This is a genomic window from Pseudomonas sp. MLB6B, from assembly GCF_054508135.1.
The window spans coordinates 4,182,732-4,199,319 of sequence record NZ_CP199313.1; the positions used below are offsets into that span (position 1 = coordinate 4,182,732).

Annotated in this window: 11 protein-coding genes, 2 tRNA genes and 3 rRNA genes; 3 read left to right on the top strand and 13 right to left on the bottom strand. The window is 57.1% G+C overall.

The features are described 5' to 3' along the window. Window positions 1-21: 21 nt before the first annotated feature. From ACSMEV_RS18485 to ACSMEV_RS18520, 8 genes are all read right to left on the bottom strand, one after another. Window positions 22-912, bottom strand: coding sequence for a hypothetical protein (locus ACSMEV_RS18485; protein WP_459206434.1), 891 nt, complete (start codon window positions 910-912; stop codon window positions 22-24). Window positions 913-1,046: 134 nt separating this feature from the next. After that, on the bottom strand, window positions 1,047-1,601 hold the full coding sequence (locus tag ACSMEV_RS18490; protein ID WP_459206435.1) for a UPF0149 family protein: 555 nt from the start codon (window positions 1,599-1,601) through the stop codon (window positions 1,047-1,049). Between the two features lie 100 nt (window positions 1,602-1,701). Further along, window positions 1,702-3,345 carry an acetolactate synthase large subunit gene (locus ACSMEV_RS18495; protein ID WP_313741289.1) on the bottom strand — a complete coding sequence of 548 codons (1,644 nt, stop codon included), beginning with the start codon at window positions 3,343-3,345 and terminating at the stop codon, window positions 1,702-1,704. Window positions 3,346-3,649: 304 nt separating this feature from the next. Next, window positions 3,650-3,765 (bottom strand): 5S ribosomal RNA (gene rrf, locus ACSMEV_RS18500). Between the two features lie 125 nt (window positions 3,766-3,890). Beyond that, window positions 3,891-6,783: ribosomal RNA gene (locus tag ACSMEV_RS18505) — 23S ribosomal RNA — on the bottom strand. Between the two features lie 257 nt (window positions 6,784-7,040). Continuing rightward, a tRNA-Ala gene (locus tag ACSMEV_RS18510) sits at window positions 7,041-7,116 on the bottom strand. A 31-nt stretch (window positions 7,117-7,147) separates the two neighbouring features. Continuing rightward, window positions 7,148-7,224 (bottom strand) — tRNA-Ile (locus ACSMEV_RS18515). A gap of 86 nt (window positions 7,225-7,310) precedes the next feature. Next, a 16S ribosomal RNA gene (locus ACSMEV_RS18520) occupies window positions 7,311-8,847 on the bottom strand. The 16S, 23S and 5S rRNA genes sit together here with 2 tRNA genes alongside, the layout of an rRNA operon. Window positions 8,848-9,398: 551 nt before the next feature. On the opposite strand from ACSMEV_RS18520, the gene ACSMEV_RS18525 reads away from it, so the two are divergent. Both ACSMEV_RS18525 and ACSMEV_RS18530 read left to right on the top strand, forming a co-directional pair. Further along, window positions 9,399-10,292 carry a formate/nitrite transporter family protein gene (locus ACSMEV_RS18525; RefSeq protein ID WP_459206436.1) on the top strand — a complete coding sequence of 298 codons (894 nt, stop codon included), beginning with the start codon at window positions 9,399-9,401 and terminating at the stop codon, window positions 10,290-10,292. A gap of 186 nt (window positions 10,293-10,478) precedes the next feature. Beyond that, window positions 10,479-11,543, top strand: a complete 1,065-nt coding sequence (locus ACSMEV_RS18530) for a diguanylate cyclase (protein WP_459206437.1) — start codon at window positions 10,479-10,481, stop codon at window positions 11,541-11,543. Here the strand turns inward: ACSMEV_RS18530 and ACSMEV_RS18535 are convergent. The 5 genes from ACSMEV_RS18535 to ACSMEV_RS18555 all read right to left on the bottom strand — a co-directional run bounded on the left by ACSMEV_RS18535 (window position 11,521) and on the right by ACSMEV_RS18555 (window position 13,596). Continuing rightward, window positions 11,521-11,859: a DUF2025 family protein gene (locus ACSMEV_RS18535; RefSeq protein ID WP_459206438.1), complete on the bottom strand. Its 339-nt coding sequence runs from the start codon at window positions 11,857-11,859 to the stop codon at window positions 11,521-11,523. The two genes, ACSMEV_RS18530 and ACSMEV_RS18535, sit on opposite strands and share 23 nt — an antisense overlap. A 124-nt stretch (window positions 11,860-11,983) precedes the next feature. Beyond that, complete coding sequence (gene ccoM / locus ACSMEV_RS18540) at window positions 11,984-12,100, bottom strand: cytochrome c oxidase subunit CcoM (RefSeq protein WP_459206439.1); 117 nt, start codon at window positions 12,098-12,100, stop codon at window positions 11,984-11,986. A 132-nt stretch (window positions 12,101-12,232) separates the two neighbouring features. Next, window positions 12,233-12,394, bottom strand: a complete 162-nt coding sequence (locus ACSMEV_RS18545; protein ID WP_313740837.1) for a hypothetical protein — start codon at window positions 12,392-12,394, stop codon at window positions 12,233-12,235. 61 nt (window positions 12,395-12,455) lie between these two features. Then, window positions 12,456-12,788 carry an aspartate-semialdehyde dehydrogenase gene (locus ACSMEV_RS18550; protein ID WP_459206440.1) on the bottom strand — a complete coding sequence of 111 codons (333 nt, stop codon included), beginning with the start codon at window positions 12,786-12,788 and terminating at the stop codon, window positions 12,456-12,458. A gap of 115 nt (window positions 12,789-12,903) precedes the next feature. After that, entirely contained in the window at window positions 12,904-13,596 is a 693-nt protein-coding gene (locus tag ACSMEV_RS18555) for a M949_RS01915 family surface polysaccharide biosynthesis protein (protein WP_459206441.1), read from the bottom strand. A gap of 117 nt (window positions 13,597-13,713) precedes the next feature. On the opposite strand from ACSMEV_RS18555, the gene rapA reads away from it, so the two are divergent. Next, window positions 13,714-16,563 (top strand): RNA polymerase-associated protein RapA, encoded by a 2,850-nt coding sequence (gene rapA, locus ACSMEV_RS18560; protein WP_459206442.1) that lies wholly within the window; start codon window positions 13,714-13,716, stop codon window positions 16,561-16,563. The last annotated feature ends 25 nt before the right edge of the window (window positions 16,564-16,588 follow it).

A 16,588-nucleotide genomic window follows, 5' to 3' on the forward strand; every position in this document is an offset into this window, starting at 1 on the left:
CAGACGGTTCACGGGTCGCGCTCAATAGCCAGGCGCGACGTTGGCCACTGCTGGCGTTTGATGGGTTTCCTGCAACCAGGCCAGTACGCAGAAGAACAGATCCATGCCCATGATGCCGGTGGCGATGGTCGACAGCACGACCTGGCCATCGCTGTCCTTGATGACTACTTTTTCGGTCCAGGCACTGGTGTTGGCCTCGCGCAACAGGTCAATGGGGAAGCGATGGCCGTCCACTTCCAGATACTGTGGAGTGATCACCAGCGGCTTGGTTTTCACATCTAGGAAGTGGCCGGTAACGCGCTTGCCCCATACCTGTTTGGTATCGACATAGTTGAAGCGTATGCCGCCACCTTGATCGAGCGTATCGACCATCGCTGGCATATGCTCCTCCATATACCGCTCGCGGACGATCTTGATGAATTCTTCCAGTTTGCGCAGGTGAGCATTCACACGGCGAAAGGGCTCGTTGGCGCTGCGGCGGTAAGCCAGGTTGTTGATCAGCCCAGCGGTGAGGGTCTGACCCGATGCGAACAGGTAGAGGTCGTCCATCTCCTTGAACGCGACGAACTCGTCGTTACTGGACGTTATCTGGCGAATGCCTTTTTCATAGACCTCGTAACGCGCATTGCGCAGCTTTTTCTGCCAGAAGATTACGGCGACCAGACACAAAGCCACGAACACCAGAAAGGCCATGGGGTAGATGAATAGCTCGGGCGGGCCATTGAACGTGACGCCGGAGCCATTGGCAGGCGCAGGTTCGCCTGGGAACCTGACGGTGGTCATGTCGTATCCCAAAAAACCTGCGACACCGAGACAGAACGCGGCGAAGACACCGAGAAATATCGGCAACGCTCTGCCATAGCCGTATTTGCCGATCAGCAAACCCATGGTGGGTGACGATGCTTCATGCATGATTGCGGTTCCTGAAAAGCGCGCCTGAGAAAGGCGCTTGCAGGAACAACGACTGGCATGAGTGCTTGGGGTTCATTGCAAACACGAAAAGTGCGGGTGGCTTTGCAGAGACTTTCAGTGCTGGAGAAATGAGCTCAATGACGCAGTTGCCGCTGGTGGCGATACAGTGCGCGGGCAGCAGCGGTGACGACCGGTATACAGGCCTGCAAGTCCTCTTCGCTCATCGTATCGAGCAATTCGAAGTTGTCTTCCAGCCCATGCAGGGAGATGGCGTCGAGCTGTTTCTGATGCTCGGCGGGCAGATCCGACCATTGCGCCACTTGTGTGCCACGCATGTAACCGAAGCACCACTCTTCAAGTATCACTACCGGCCCTTGCTCGGTTTCATTGACTTCGAACAGGGGTTGAAAGTGCTCCAGATCGTTAGCCAAGGATTCGGCGATTTGATCGGCGTAGCGCAGCATCAGCGCCGTGTAGGCTTCTTCATGGGCAGGTTTCTTGAACTTGGGTACCTTGCCGCCGGCGACAGTCGGCAGCCAGTGTTCGGGGGTCACGACCGTAGGCGAACTGGCGAGCGCGGTGAAGAAACCATTGAGTTCGGCCAGGTTGAGCACCGAATAATCGTTGCCGTAGGTGATCAACAGATCGTCCAGGCGATGCAGTTCTTTTTCGCTGAGTGGAGGAAGCATGGGCAGGTCCTGAAACGCGGGGGAGCTGCACCTTAGCATGGCCCTGCGGCCAGAGCGTGGAGCAGGGCTCGCTTTCGGTTGAAGGCGAGCCCTCGGGGACTTACACGGCCAGCGCGCGCTCACGCAACTCGCTGTTGAGGATACGGTCGTTCTCGCTGTAATCGACCGGGCAGTCGATCACGTGAACGCCCGGGGTGCTGATGCAGTGCTGCAGCAGTGGCAGCAAGCCTTCGGCACTTTCCACGCGATGGCCATTGGCGCCATAGGCTTCGGCGTATTTGACGAAGTCCGGGTTGCCGTAGTCCAGGCCGAAATCGGTGAAGCCCATGTTGGCCTGTTTCCAGCGGATCATGCCGTAACCATCGTCACGCAGGATCACCACGGTGACGTGCATGCCGAGGCGTACGGCGGTTTCCAGTTCCTGGCTGTTCATCATGAAGCCACCATCGCCGCATACCGAGATCACCGGGCGATCCGGGTAGACCAAATGCGCGGCCATTGCCGACGGCAAGCCGGCGCCCATGGTCGCCAAGGCGTTGTCGAGCAGCACGGTGTTGGGCTTGTGCGCCTTGTAGTTGCGGGCGAACCAGATTTTGTAGATGCCGTTGTCCAGCGCCACGATACCTTCGGAAGGCAGCACGCGACGGATGTCGGCCACCAGACGTTGTGGGTATACCGGGAAGCGGTCGTCGTCGGCACCTTCGATGATCTGCGCTTCGTTGGCTTCGCGAATGGCCAGCAGACGGGTGAAGTCCCAATGCGAGGTGTCGCCCAGGCCTTCGGCGATCTGCCACACAGCGTTGGCGATGTCGCCGATCACTTCGACCTGCGGGAAGTACACGGCATCGACTTCAGCGGAGCGGAAGCTGATGTGGATGACTTCGGTGCCACCGCGCACCATGAAGAACGGCGGCTTCTCGATCACGTCGTGGCCGATGTTGATGATCAGGTCGGAGGCCTCAATGGCGCGGTGCACGAAGTCACCCGACGACAGCGCGGCGTTACCCAGGAAACGCGGGCTGCGCTCGTCGACTACGCCTTTACCCAACTGGGTGGTCACGAACGGAATACCGGTTTTGTCGATCAACTGCTTGAGCACTTTGGCAGTCATCTTGCGGTTGGCACCGGCGCCGATGACCAGGATCGGGCTGCGGGCCTTTTGCAGTTTTTCGACAGCGGCTTCGATCGCAACATGCTCGGCGAGAGGACGGCGATGAAGGCTACGCGGGATCGGCAGCGCGTCGGTCTGCTCGGCGGCGATGTCCTCGGGCAGTTCCAAATGCACGGCACCTGGTTTTTCTTCTTCAGCCAGGCGGAAGGCTTCGCGCATGCGGGCCGGGATGTTGTCGGCCGAGGCGAACTGGTGGGTGTACTTGGTGATGGGGTCCATCATGCCGCACACGTCGATGATCTGGAAACGACCCTGTTTGGATTTCTTGATCGGCTTCTGGCCGGTAATCATCATCATCGGCATGCCGCCCAGATACGCGTAGGCACTGGCAGTAACCAGGTTGGTAGCGCCAGGGCCGAGCGTGGAAAGGCTCACACCGGTCTTGCCCGTCAAGCGGCCATAGGTGGCGGCCATGAAACCGGCGGACTGCTCGTGACGGGTCAGCACCAACTTGATCTTGGACTTGCGCAGGGATTCGAGCAGGTCGAGGTTTTCCTCGCCTGGAATACCGAACACATACTCGACACCTTCGTTTTCCAGACATTGCACAACGACATCGGCGGCCTTGGCCATCTCGCTTGTAACCTCACGTGATATTGCGGTAATGGATCAAAGTACTTGGCGGCACGCCAAGCTGACGGACTCGCAGCCGTTGAAACGCTACGAATCGAATCTTGACGCAAGCTGAGCCTGGCCAAGTCACGTAAGGGTACTCACTTTTCGCCGCTCAAGGTTGCAACAGCGTAAATATTAGGCGCACGTTGTTCGATGGGCGTCGTGAATAGCGACAACCCCCCTCGGAAAGGAAGTAGTTTTTGCCACACAGAAAAGACAAAACCCCTACCTGCATGCGCAGATAGGGGTTTTGCGAAATGAATCTTGACGATGACCTACTCTCACATGGGGAAACCCCACACTACCATCGGCGATGCATCGTTTCACTGCTGAGTTCGGGATGGGATCAGGTGGTTCCAATGCTCTATGGTCGTCAAGAAATTCGGTTGCCGGTTCGTCGTTGCCGACGGGCCAGCCAATTCGGATATGTGATGATCTGTGTGCGAATCTTCGTCGATGCGTCTTCCACCCAACCTGCGCTTGGCAGATTGCTTGGGTGTTATATGGTCAAGCCTCACGGGCAATTAGTATTGGTTAGCTCAACGCCTCACAGCGCTTACACACCCAACCTATCAACGTCGTAGTCTTCGACGGCCCTTTAGGGGATTCAAGATCCCAGTGAGATCTCATCTTGAGGCAAGTTTCCCGCTTAGATGCTTTCAGCGGTTATCTCTTCCGAACATAGCTACCCGGCAATGCCACTGGCGTGACAACCGGAACACCAGAGGTTCGTCCACTCCGGTCCTCTCGTACTAGGAGCAGCCCCTCTCAAATCTCAAACGTCCACGGCAGATAGGGACCGAACTGTCTCACGACGTTCTAAACCCAGCTCGCGTACCACTTTAAATGGCGAACAGCCATACCCTTGGGACCGGCTTCAGCCCCAGGATGTGATGAGCCGACATCGAGGTGCCAAACACCGCCGTCGATATGAACTCTTGGGCGGTATCAGCCTGTTATCCCCGGAGTACCTTTTATCCGTTGAGCGATGGCCCTTCCATACAGAACCACCGGATCACTAAGACCTACTTTCGTACCTGCTCGACGTGTGGGTCTCGCAGTCAAGCGCGCTTTTGCCTTTATACTCTACGACCGATTTCCGACCGGTCTGAGCGCACCTTCGTACTCCTCCGTTACTCTTTGGGAGGAGACCGCCCCAGTCAAACTACCCACCATACACTGTCCTCGATCCGGATGACGGACCTGAGTTAGAACCTCAAAGTTGCCAGGGTGGTATTTCAAGGATGGCTCCATGAGGACTGGCGTCCCCACTTCAAAGCCTCCCACCTATCCTACACAAGCAAATTCAAAGTCCAGTGCAAAGCTATAGTAAAGGTTCACGGGGTCTTTCCGTCTAGCCGCGGATACACTGCATCTTCACAGCGATTTCAATTTCACTGAGTCTCGGGTGGAGACAGCGCCGCCATCGTTACGCCATTCGTGCAGGTCGGAACTTACCCGACAAGGAATTTCGCTACCTTAGGACCGTTATAGTTACGGCCGCCGTTTACCGGGGCTTCGATCAAGAGCTTCGCTTGCGCTAACCCCATCAATTAACCTTCCGGCACCGGGCAGGCGTCACACCCTATACGTCCACTTTCGTGTTTGCAGAGTGCTGTGTTTTTAATAAACAGTCGCAGCGGCCTGGTATCTTCGACCGGCATGAGCTTACGGAGCAAGTCCTTCACCCTCACCGGCGCACCTTCTCCCGAAGTTACGGTGCCATTTTGCCTAGTTCCTTCACCCGAGTTCTCTCAAGCGCCTTGGTATTCTCTACCCAACCACCTGTGTCGGTTTGGGGTACGGTTCCCGATTGTCTGAAGCTTAGGAGCTTTTCTTGGAAGCATGGCATCAACCACTTCGTCGCCTAAAGGCAACTCGTCATCAGCTCTCGGCCTTAAGATCCCGGATTTGCCTAAGATCTCAGCCTACCACCTTAAACTTGGACAACCAACGCCAAGCTGGCCTAGCCTTCTCCGTCCCTCCATCGCAACAATCGCAAGTACAGGAATATTAACCTGTTTTCCATCGACTACGCTTTTCAGCCTCGCCTTAGGGACCGACTAACCCTGCGTCGATTAACGTTGCGCAGGAAACCTTGGTCTTTCGGCGTGCGAGTTTTTCACTCGCATTGTCGTTACTCATGTCAGCATTCGCACTTCTGATACCTCCAGCAAGCTTCTCAACTCACCTTCACAGGCTTACAGAACGCTCCTCTACCGCATCACCAAAAGGTGATACCCGTAGCTTCGGTACCTGGTTTGAGCCCCGTTACATCTTCCGCGCAGGCCGACTCGACTAGTGAGCTATTACGCTTTCTTTAAAGGGTGGCTGCTTCTAAGCCAACCTCCTAGCTGTCTAAGCCTTCCCACATCGTTTCCCACTTAACCAGGATTTTGGGACCTTAGCTGACGGTCTGGGTTGTTTCCCTTTTCACGACGGACGTTAGCACCCGCCGTGTGTCTCCCATGCTCGGCACTTGTAGGTATTCGGAGTTTGCATCGGTTTGGTAAGTCGGGATGACCCCCTAGCCGAAACAGTGCTCTACCCCCTACAGTGATACATGAGGCGCTACCTAAATAGCTTTCGAGGAGAACCAGCTATCTCCGAGCTTGATTAGCCTTTCACTCCGATCCACAGGTCATCCGCTAACTTTTCAACGGTAGTCGGTTCGGTCCTCCAGTCAGTGTTACCTAACCTTCAACCTGCCCATGGATAGATCGCCCGGTTTCGGGTCTATACCCAGCGACTAAACGCCCTATTAAGACTCGCTTTCGCTACGCCTCCCCTATTCGGTTAAGCTCGCCACTGAATATAAGTCGCTGACCCATTATACAAAAGGTACGCAGTCACCTAACAAAGTAGGCTCCCACTGCTTGTACGCATACGGTTTCAGGATCTATTTCACTCCCCTCTCCGGGGTTCTTTTCGCCTTTCCCTCACGGTACTGGTTCACTATCGGTCAGTCAGTAGTATTTAGCCTTGGAGGATGGTCCCCCCATATTCAGACAAAGTTTCTCGTGCTCCGTCCTACTCGATTTCATTGACAAGAGATTTTCGTGTACAGGGCTATCACCCACTATGGCCGCACTTTCCAGAGCGTTCCACTAATCTCAAACCAACTTAAGGGCTGGTCCCCGTTCGCTCGCCACTACTAAGGGAATCTCGGTTGATTTCTTTTCCTCAGGGTACTTAGATGTTTCAGTTCCCCTGGTTCGCCTCTTGCACCTATGTATTCAGTACAAGATAACCAGCTTGTGCTGGCTGGGTTCCCCCATTCAGAGATCTCTGGATCACAGTCTGTTTGCCGACTCCCCAAAGCTTTTCGCAGGCTACCACGTCTTTCATCGCCTCTGACTGCCAAGGCATCCACCGTATGCGCTTCTTCACTTGACCATATAACCCCAAGCAATCTGGTTATACTGTGAAGACGACATTCGCCGAAAATTCGCAATTTGCGCTTACGCGCAGAACTCACAAATTTTACCTTAGCCTGATCACCACCAGTGAAAGTGGCCATCAGTCTATTTCTATCACATATCCGAATTTTTAAAGAACGATCTGACAAAAGTCAGAAATCAACATTCAGTGCACTCAAGCGTTGAGTGGAATGTTCATTTCTAAGTTCTGAACAGCAAAACGATGCTAAAAAGTGGTGGAGCCAAGCGGGATCGAACCGCTGACCTCCTGCGTGCAAGGCAGGCGCTCTCCCAGCTGAGCTATGGCCCCGTGTGTCGTAGCGTCTAGCCGCACCATGAAATGGTAGGTCTGGGCAGATTTGAACTGCCGACCTCACCCTTATCAGGGGTGCGCTCTAACCAACTGAGCTACAGACCTATAACAGGGTCGCGTTACAGCATCGTCTTCGTACAATGAATCAAGCAATTCGTGTGGGAGCTCATCAGCAGGCTGATGTCGTCGATTAAGGAGGTGATCCAGCCGCAGGTTCCCCTACGGCTACCTTGTTACGACTTCACCCCAGTCATGAATCACACCGTGGTAACCGTCCTCCCGAGGGTTAGACTAGCTACTTCTGGTGCAACCCACTCCCATGGTGTGACGGGCGGTGTGTACAAGGCCCGGGAACGTATTCACCGTGACATTCTGATTCACGATTACTAGCGATTCCGACTTCACGCAGTCGAGTTGCAGACTGCGATCCGGACTACGATCGGTTTTGTGAGATTAGCTCCACCTCGCGGCTTGGCAACCCTCTGTACCGACCATTGTAGCACGTGTGTAGCCCAGGCCGTAAGGGCCATGATGACTTGACGTCATCCCCACCTTCCTCCGGTTTGTCACCGGCAGTCTCCTTAGAGTGCCCACCATAATGTGCTGGTAACTAAGGACAAGGGTTGCGCTCGTTACGGGACTTAACCCAACATCTCACGACACGAGCTGACGACAGCCATGCAGCACCTGTGTCAGAGTTCCCGAAGGCACCAATCCATCTCTGGAAAGTTCTCTGCATGTCAAGGCCTGGTAAGGTTCTTCGCGTTGCTTCGAATTAAACCACATGCTCCACCGCTTGTGCGGGCCCCCGTCAATTCATTTGAGTTTTAACCTTGCGGCCGTACTCCCCAGGCGGTCAACTTAATGCGTTAGCTGCGCCACTAAAATCTCAAGGATTCCAACGGCTAGTTGACATCGTTTACGGCGTGGACTACCAGGGTATCTAATCCTGTTTGCTCCCCACGCTTTCGCACCTCAGTGTCAGTATCAGTCCAGGTGGTCGCCTTCGCCACTGGTGTTCCTTCCTATATCTACGCATTTCACCGCTACACAGGAAATTCCACCACCCTCTACCATACTCTAGCTTGCCAGTTTTGGATGCAGTTCCCAGGTTGAGCCCGGGGATTTCACATCCAACTTAACAAACCACCTACGCGCGCTTTACGCCCAGTAATTCCGATTAACGCTTGCACCCTCTGTATTACCGCGGCTGCTGGCACAGAGTTAGCCGGTGCTTATTCTGTCGGTAACGTCAAAACAACCAGGTATTCGCTGACTGCCCTTCCTCCCAACTTAAAGTGCTTTACAATCCGAAGACCTTCTTCACACACGCGGCATGGCTGGATCAGGCTTTCGCCCATTGTCCAATATTCCCCACTGCTGCCTCCCGTAGGAGTCTGGACCGTGTCTCAGTTCCAGTGTGACTGATCATCCTCTCAGACCAGTTACGGATCGTCGCCTTGGTGAGCCATTACCTCACCAACAAGCTAATCCGACCTAGGCTCATCTGATAGCGCAAGGCCCGAAGGTCCCCTGCTTTCTCCCGTAGGACGTATGCGGTATTAGCGTTCCTTTCGAAACGTTGTCCCCCACTACCAGGCAGATTCCTAGGCATTACTCACCCGTCCGCCGCTGAATCGAAGAGCAAGCTCTTCTCATCCGCTCGACTTGCATGTGTTAGGCCTGCCGCCAGCGTTCAATCTGAGCCATGATCAAACTCTTCAGTTCAATACTGCTTGGGTTTTTAAGAAACCCTAAACTTGGCTCAGCAATCTCAAATGACTATGTGATTTCTCGCATGGTCACTTGTGATGCTGATAATCTTGGTGACTATCAGTCCGTACTCACAAGCACCCACACGAATTGCTTGATTCAAATTGTTAAAGAGCGGTTGGTTGAGCCTTTCGTCTCAACCGAGGCGCGCATTCTACGCTGTCCTCAGTGTCTGTCAAGTGTTTATTTTGAAGTGTTTTGCGAGAATCTCGTTCAACTTCAACCACTTGGCTCGCTGCGATCTCTCGTAGCGGGAGGCGAATCATACAGCGTTACAACCTGCTGTCAACTGCCTTTTTGAAGATTTTCTCTGCTTGGCAATGCCACTTCAGTTCCAACTTCAAACCCGCTTCGAAGTGCATCGCTGCGGGAGGCGAATAATACGTTATTCCGAAGCCGTGTCAACGCCCAAAGTAGAAAAAAACGTGCTCATCCCGTCTCCACCGCAGGCAACTATTCAAACACTCACCGATCTGTAGAGAATCCCCTCCTTCGAGTACACCTGTATGAACGACGAGAACGACGAAAAGACCCCTGGCCTCTCTGCAGACGAGGAGCAGGAGGTCGACGAGCGCCAGCCCCCGCGCGCGGCCGTGCTCCATGAAATGATCAGAGCGCAGGGCGATCATGAATTGGAGCGCACCATCGCCGCTCTATGGTGGTCAGCACTGGCAGCCGGTCTGACCATGGGCCTATCGTTCATGGCCATGGGCTTGCTCTCTTCGCGACTTCCCGAAGGCGATGCGTCACACGCCATTGCAAGCTTCGGTTACTGTGCAGGTTTTCTGGCCGTGATCATCGCGCGTCAACAGCTATTCACAGAGAACACCCTGACCGCCGTCCTGCCGATCATGACCAAACCGACAGTGGGCAACTTCGGCCGTTTGCTACGCCTTTGGGGCATCGTGCTGCTAGGCAATCTCGTCGGCACCATTTTCGTGGCCTGGGTAATGCTTGAGCTGCCGATCTTCGACCACAAGACTGATGTCGCCTTCCTGGAAATCGGTCGCAAGGTCATGGAAAACGACATTGGCCAGATGTTCGCCAAAGGCATCATCTCGGGCTGGATGATCGCGACTCTGGTCTGGATGATCCCATCAGTGGAAAACGCCAAAATCTGGATCATTGTGCTGATCACCTACCTGATGGCATTGGGCGATTTCACCCACATCGTCGTAGGCACCGTAGAGGTTTCGTATTTGGTGTGGGCTGGCGAGGAGACTTGGCAGCGTTTCGCTTTGGAGTTCGCCCTGCCTACGTTGGCAGGCAACATCGTCGGAGGCAGCTTGATCTTTGGCTTGATTAGCCACGCGCAGGTGCGCAGCGACACCGGTCAAGGGTTGTCGAAACTGCTCGATCAAGAGTCACCTTCGAAAGAGAAACGAGTGACAAAAGAATGATACGAAAGACCGCCGCACAGCGTACGAAGCGGCGGCGGTCTCTATTAGAGAGATACGACCATGCCTTCCTGACCGCACCAACCATGATTTGGCTCCCAAGGCCAGTAGCTACGGTTTGTCGAATGTTCAACAATATTTGGGAACTTATGCGATAACGCGCATCCTTCCCAAATAATCGACGCCGTCATGGACTCAACCTCGGGCAAAGGCTTTTCCTTCGTAAAGCGAATCTATCTGCCCCGCATCCTCGGCAAGACCGTAGGAATGCTTGCGGTGACCGCTGCGCTGATGCCCATCGCGCCTCCTATCTGGGTATGGGCGTTGATGCTCATCAACGGGGTACTTTGGCCGCATGTCGCTTATCGCTGGGCAATGCACTCCCAGATGCCCTATCACGCCGAGCAACGCAACCTGGTAATCGACTCATTGATGGCCGGTTTCTGGGCGGCCGCCATGCAGTTCAATCCTCTACCGAGCTTGACCATTCTGTCGATGGTGACCATGAACAACGTCGCGGCCGGTGGGCGAACCTTGGTACAGCGCGGCGTTCTGGCTCAAGCTAGCGGTATGCTGCTGGGCATGGCTTTCTTGGGCCCGCAGTTGCAACTGCATGCGACTGACCTGCAGGTCTATGCCAGTCTGCCGATGCTCACGCTGTATCCCATGGCATTGGGCTGGGTGTCTTATCAACTGGCCACTAACCTTGGCGAACACAAAAAACGCTTGAGCGACCTGAGTCGAACCGACAGCCTCACCGGCCTCTTCAACCATGGCTATTGGAAGGATCGACTTTGCCGCAAGCATCTCATCTGCCAGCAACGCTGCGGCATGGCGGTAGTCGCGCTGATCGACATCGATCATTTCAAAGCGATCAACGATACCTATGGCCATTTGGTGGGCGACCGTGTACTGCGCCATCTAAGCACCGAGCTTAAACAAAGCCTGCGGGAGACCGACCTGGCCGGTCGCTACGGCGGCGACGAGTTTTGTGTGATCTTTCCCAAAACGACCCAGGAACAGGCCTGCCTGGCCATGGAGCGCTTACGCGAGCGGGCAGCTGGCTATCATGATCCCGATCTACCGGAACTGCGCATCAGCCTAAGCATTGGCCTCTCCGCATTTCATGATGATTTCGCCGATTCCGAGCAATGGCTGGAAGATGCCGATCGCGCGCTGTACAACGCCAAGCGCCAGGGGCGCGATCGCGTCGATGTCGCCACACCGGAATTCACTGGGCTGCGCCTGGCCTGACCACTAAGCGCTCGGCGACGATCTCGGGCAAATCGTTGCGTTCGAGGTATAGCCGCAGCGGCTTGCCAATGTTCAGTCGATCATCCATATGCTGTTCGAGCAGCAGCCCCAGCCGCGCACGACACAACGCCATGCGCCCCTCCCCCACCGAGCGCCAGACGAACTCGCTACAAGGTTGCAGACTGTCTTGCGCTACGTCCAGGCCGAAAGCGTCTTCGGAAAACCTGACGATATGCTTGCCCCGCTTGAGATGAAAACCGACCAGCCCTTCGAGCTGATCAGCCGCATTGCAAATGTCGTAGGACGTGATGGACATGCATTACCTCTTCGGCTGCCAACTACCTACCAGCGCCAAGCCGGTAAAATCTCGAAACGCCAGGCAAAAAAATGGGCGACCGAAGTCGCCCTAAATGCCTTGCGTGCCCATGTAACTGGAACGATCAGCGCGGTTTACGCTTGTTGGAATCCTTCCAGATGAAAATGCCTAGACCGACAAAGAACGCCATCATCAAACCGACCGTTACCACGCCTGCGACAACCACATTGTCGAAGAACATGCCGACCTCCATTCCGTTGCCGTCGTCCGATGGATGCAAGGTAACCCGTTACCCAGGGCGGGGAATTGACCGAGGTCAATAGCGCCCGGGCCCGAGCGCGCGAGGGAGGCGGGAATTGACACAAGTCAGCGTTCAGCGCTTCTTGGACTTGCCTTTGCGCTTGGGCTTGCCGGCTTTGGCCAGCGGCATGGCCTGCTCGAACGCCTGGCGCATCTCGTCCAGGCGCTTGTCGTTGAGGTCGTGGATACGCTTGGCGCGCTCGGCGCCGAAGTTGATCAGGTTGTCTTGACTCATCACAGGCTCGACTGGGGGCAGAGAAGTGAATGATGCAGGGGCATGCCGGCGCTGACCAGCCTCAGATTTCGATGTCCACCAGCAAACCTTGGCGGACCGGCTCACCCATGGCTATCACCGGTACGGTGTTGTCGGCGTTGAGCTCGTGGCCCGGCTCTGCGCTGTAACGCTCGTCCGGGTTCTGGCCCGGCTGCCTTTGCTGTTGGCGCCTGCGTTGCTCGTCCAACAACAGCAAGGCTTGCTCCTGGGGATCCTGACGCTGGCGAAGATCGACGCCCGTATCGTCCGATGTGGTCTGTACCGGCACTACCGGCGGAATGTCCGGGGTCGGCTTGACCGGATCGAGCTGGGACGTAACGGGTACGGCGCTGAGCGGAATGATCGGGGGCAGCATGGCGAGTCTCCTTTATTAGAGTTGTATCGGCTCCATAACGATCACCATGAGCGACTATGGTGACCTGGGGCGCATACGACGACCAAAGGCAGAACACGCGCGAAACGCCACGCCTTTATTGAGTATCGTCCTCAGGGTCGACGTCCGACGGCGCACTGACTTCACTCCACGGCCGCTTATAGACCTGCTGCCAGACGCTCTCCATGTGCTCGCGCAAGGCTTTAGGCGCACTTTTGAAAGAAGCGCCGTCCTCGCGCTCGCCTCCAAAGGGCTCCTCGCCCGCCGGGCTGATGAGTGATTGGCCGGTCAGGGAGTAGACCGACTGCCCTTCACGCAGTTCGATGGTGATGCCCTGCGGTTCGATGCCACCCCCACAGTAGGCATGACTGGCGATCGTCACCTCAGCGACGCCGTTGTCGTCGAGGTCGGTCACGTCGCTGACGTCGGTATAGAAGTCGACGTCCAGGTCGAGCCCGGCGCAGGTGGTCTCCTGTTCGGTGCTCCAACGTGGAGCGAAGGCTTTATCGCCAGCGCGCTCATACAAGGTGGCTTTGAGCACGACACGGTCGACTTCCTGCTCGGTGTCGGCGTCGGTGGCCTGCCCATCGACTCGGCTCAGCACCAACAAACCTTCGCCCTGCTTATCGCGGAAATGCACGCTTTTGAGCGGTGCCTGTACGCCCAGCACCTCCAATTGCTCGGTAGGAATGGGCGGCAGTATTTCGAAGGGTTTCTGCTCACAGCCCGAGAGCAGCACCATGCCACCCATGGCCACACAAGCGTTCAACCAGCGGTACTTGGCAGGCATCTCGATCCTCGCTCCTCATGGCAAAGCAGTATTGTTCAATGAACGCACTAGACTGATTGGTCCGGCCGGACCTATCCGTTACCATAGGCGGCTTTTCATCGCGGGAGTTCAGCCAGTATGGCGCAGCAGTATCAACCCGGGCAACGCTGGATCAGCGACAGCGAAGCCGAGCTTGGCCTTGGCACCATTCTGGCGCAGGACGGCCGCCTGCTCACCGTGCTCTATCCGGCGACCGGCGAAACCCGGCAATACGCCGTGCGCAACGCGCCGCTGACACGGGTGCGCTTCTCGCCAGGTGACCAGATCACCCACTTCGACGGCTGGAAACTGACCGTACGCGAAGTCGACGACGTTGATGGCCTGATGGTCTATCACGGCCTGGACGCGCAGAACCAGCCGCGCACCCTACCGGAAACGCAGCTGTCGAACTTCATCCAGTTCCGCTTGGCCAGTGACCGTCTGTTCGCCGGTCAGATCGACCCCATGCCGTGGTTTTCGCTGCGCTACAACACACTGTTGCACACCAGCAAGCAGATGCAGTCCTCGCTGTGGGGCCTGGGTGGCGTCCGCGCTCAGCCTATCGCGCATCAGTTGCACATCGCTCGCGAAGTCGCCGACCGCATCGCCCCGCGCGTACTGCTGGCCGACGAAGTAGGCCTGGGCAAGACCATCGAAGCGGGCTTGGTGATCCATCGCCAACTGCTGTCAGGGCGTGCCAGCCGGGTGCTGATCCTGGTGCCGGAAAACCTCCAGCACCAGTGGCTGGTGGAAATGCGCCGTCGTTTCAACCTGGAAGTGTCCCTGTTCGACGCCGAGCGTTTCATCGAAAGCGATGCCAGCAACCCGTTCGAAGATGCGCAACTGGCGCTGGTCGCGCTCGAATGGCTGGTCGAGGATGAAAAGGCCCAGGACGCGCTGTTCGCGGCCGGTTGGGACTTGATGGTGGTCGACGAAGCGCACCACCTGGTCTGGCACGAAGAGCACGCCAGTCGTGAATACGCGCTGGTCGAGCAGTTGTCCCAAGTGATCGACGGCGTCCTGCTGCTCACCGCCACCCCAGAGCAACTGGGTCAGGACAGCCACTTCGCGCGCTTGCGCCTGCTCGACCCCGACCGCTTCCATGACCTGGCCGCTTTCCGCGCCGAAAGCGAGCACTACCGCCCCGTCGCCGAAGCCGTACAGGAATTGCTCGACGAAGGGCGTCTGTCGAGCCAAGCGCACGCCACCATCCGCAATTTCCTCGGCGCCGAAGGCGAAGCCCTGCTTACCGCCGTCAATGATGGCGACAGCCAGGCCAGTGCTCGCCTGATCCGCGAACTGCTCGACCGCCACGGCACCGGCCGCGTGCTGTTCCGCAACACCCGCGCCGCCATCCAGGGTTTCCCCGAGCGTCAGTTGCACGCCTATCCCCTAGCCAACCCCGAGCGCTATACCGAGCTCGATGCCAGCGAGCGCGCCGAGCTGTATCCGGAAGTGGCTTTCCAGGCCCAGGGGTTGGGCGATATCGAAGAGGTGCGCTGGTGGCAGTTCGATCCGCGCGTAGACTGGCTGATCGACACCCTGAAGATGCTCAAGCGCACCAAGGTTCTGGTGATCTGTGCCCATGCCGAAACCGCGATGGACCTGGAAGACGCCCTGCGCGTGCGCTCGGGCATTCCCGCCACGGTTTTCCACGAGGGCATGAACATCCTCGAACGCGACCGTGCTGCGGCTTACTTCGCCGATGAGGAATTCGGCGCGCAGGTGCTGATCTGCTCGGAAATCGGCAGCGAAGGCCGCAACTTCCAGTTCGCCCATCACCTAGTGATGTTCGACCTGCCGGCGCACCCGGACCTGCTCGAGCAACGCATCGGCCGTCTGGACCGGATCGGCCAGAAACACACCATCGAGCTGCATGTGCCTTATTTGCAGGATAGCCCGCAAGAGCGCCTGTACCAGTGGTACCAAGATGGCCTCAATGCGTTTCTCGCCACCTGCCCGACTGGCAATGCCTTGCAGCATCAATTCGGCGCACGCCTGCTGGCGCTCCTGGCCGGTGGCGACAGCCAGGCCTGGGATGCCCTGGTGGCCGACGCGCGCAGCGAGCGTGAGCGTCTGGAGGCCGACTTGCACAGCGGCCGCGACCGCTTGCTGGAACTCAATTCCGGCGGTGCCGGCGAAGGCGAGGCATTGGTCGAGGCGATTCTCGAACAGGACGACCAGTTCGCCCTGCCGATCTACATGGAAACGCTGTTCGACGCCTTCGGCATCGACAGCGAGGACCATTCCGAGAACGCGCTGATCCTCAAGCCCAGCGAGAAAATGCTCGACGCCAGCTTCCCGCTTGGCGACGACGAAGGTGTGACCATCACCTACGACCGTGGCCAGGCGCTGTCACGCGAGGACATGCAGTTCATCACCTGGGAACACCCCATGGTGCAGGGCGGCATGGACCTGGTGCTCTCCGGCTCGATGGGCAACACCTCGGTGGCGCTGATCAAGAACAAGGCGCTCAAGCCCGGCACCGTATTGCTGGAATTGCTGTACGTCAGCGAAGTGGTCGCGCCGCGGCATCTGCAGTTGGGTCGCTACCTGCCGCCGGCCGCCTTGCGCTGCCTGCTCGACGCCAATGGCAACGACCTGGCTTCCAAGGTCGCGTTCGAGACGCTCAACGAGCAGCTTGAAAGCGTACCGCGCGCCAGTGCCAACAAATTCGTCCAAGCCCAGCGCGACGTGCTGTCCAAGCGTATCGCAGCGGGCGAAGAGAAGATCATGCCGGCCCACATCCAGCGGGTGGCCGACGCCCAGCGCCGTCTGGCGGCGGAAGCGGACGAAGAACTGGCGCGCATGACCGCCCTCAAAGCGGTCAACCCCAACGTTCGTGACACCGAACTCGATGCGCTGCGCAAGCTGCGTGAGGATGGGGTAGCCATGCTTGACAAAGCGGCCTTGCGCTTGGAAGCCATCCGCATTCTGGTCGCCGGCTGAGCTGATCCCTGGGCCTATGCGCGCT

Excerpts from the sequence above, each read along its gene's own strand:
- ccoM (WP_459206439.1), bottom strand. The coding sequence starts at position 12,100 with ATGTTCTTCGACAATGTGGTTGTCGCAGGCGTGGTAACGGTCGGTTTG.
- ACSMEV_RS18545 (WP_313740837.1), bottom strand. The coding sequence starts at position 12,394 with ATGAGTCAAGACAACCTGATCAACTTCGGCGCCGAGCGCGCCAAGCGT.
- ACSMEV_RS18550 (WP_459206440.1), bottom strand. The coding sequence starts at position 12,788 with ATGCTGCCCCCGATCATTCCGCTCAGCGCCGTACCCGTTACGTCCCAG.
- ACSMEV_RS18555 (WP_459206441.1), bottom strand. The coding sequence starts at position 13,596 with ATGCCTGCCAAGTACCGCTGGTTGAACGCTTGTGTGGCCATGGGTGGC.
- rapA (WP_459206442.1), top strand. The coding sequence starts at position 13,714 with ATGGCGCAGCAGTATCAACCCGGGCAACGCTGGATCAGCGACAGCGAA.
- ACSMEV_RS18485 (WP_459206434.1), bottom strand. The coding sequence starts at position 912 with ATGCATGAAGCATCGTCACCCACCATGGGTTTGCTGATCGGCAAATAC.
- ACSMEV_RS18535 (WP_459206438.1), bottom strand. The coding sequence starts at position 11,859 with ATGTCCATCACGTCCTACGACATTTGCAATGCGGCTGATCAGCTCGAA.
- ACSMEV_RS18530 (WP_459206437.1), top strand. The coding sequence starts at position 10,479 with ATGGACTCAACCTCGGGCAAAGGCTTTTCCTTCGTAAAGCGAATCTAT.
- ACSMEV_RS18495 (WP_313741289.1), bottom strand. The coding sequence starts at position 3,345 with ATGGCCAAGGCCGCCGATGTCGTTGTGCAATGTCTGGAAAACGAAGGT.
- ACSMEV_RS18525 (WP_459206436.1), top strand. The coding sequence starts at position 9,399 with ATGAACGACGAGAACGACGAAAAGACCCCTGGCCTCTCTGCAGACGAG.
- ACSMEV_RS18490 (WP_459206435.1), bottom strand. The coding sequence starts at position 1,601 with ATGCTTCCTCCACTCAGCGAAAAAGAACTGCATCGCCTGGACGATCTG.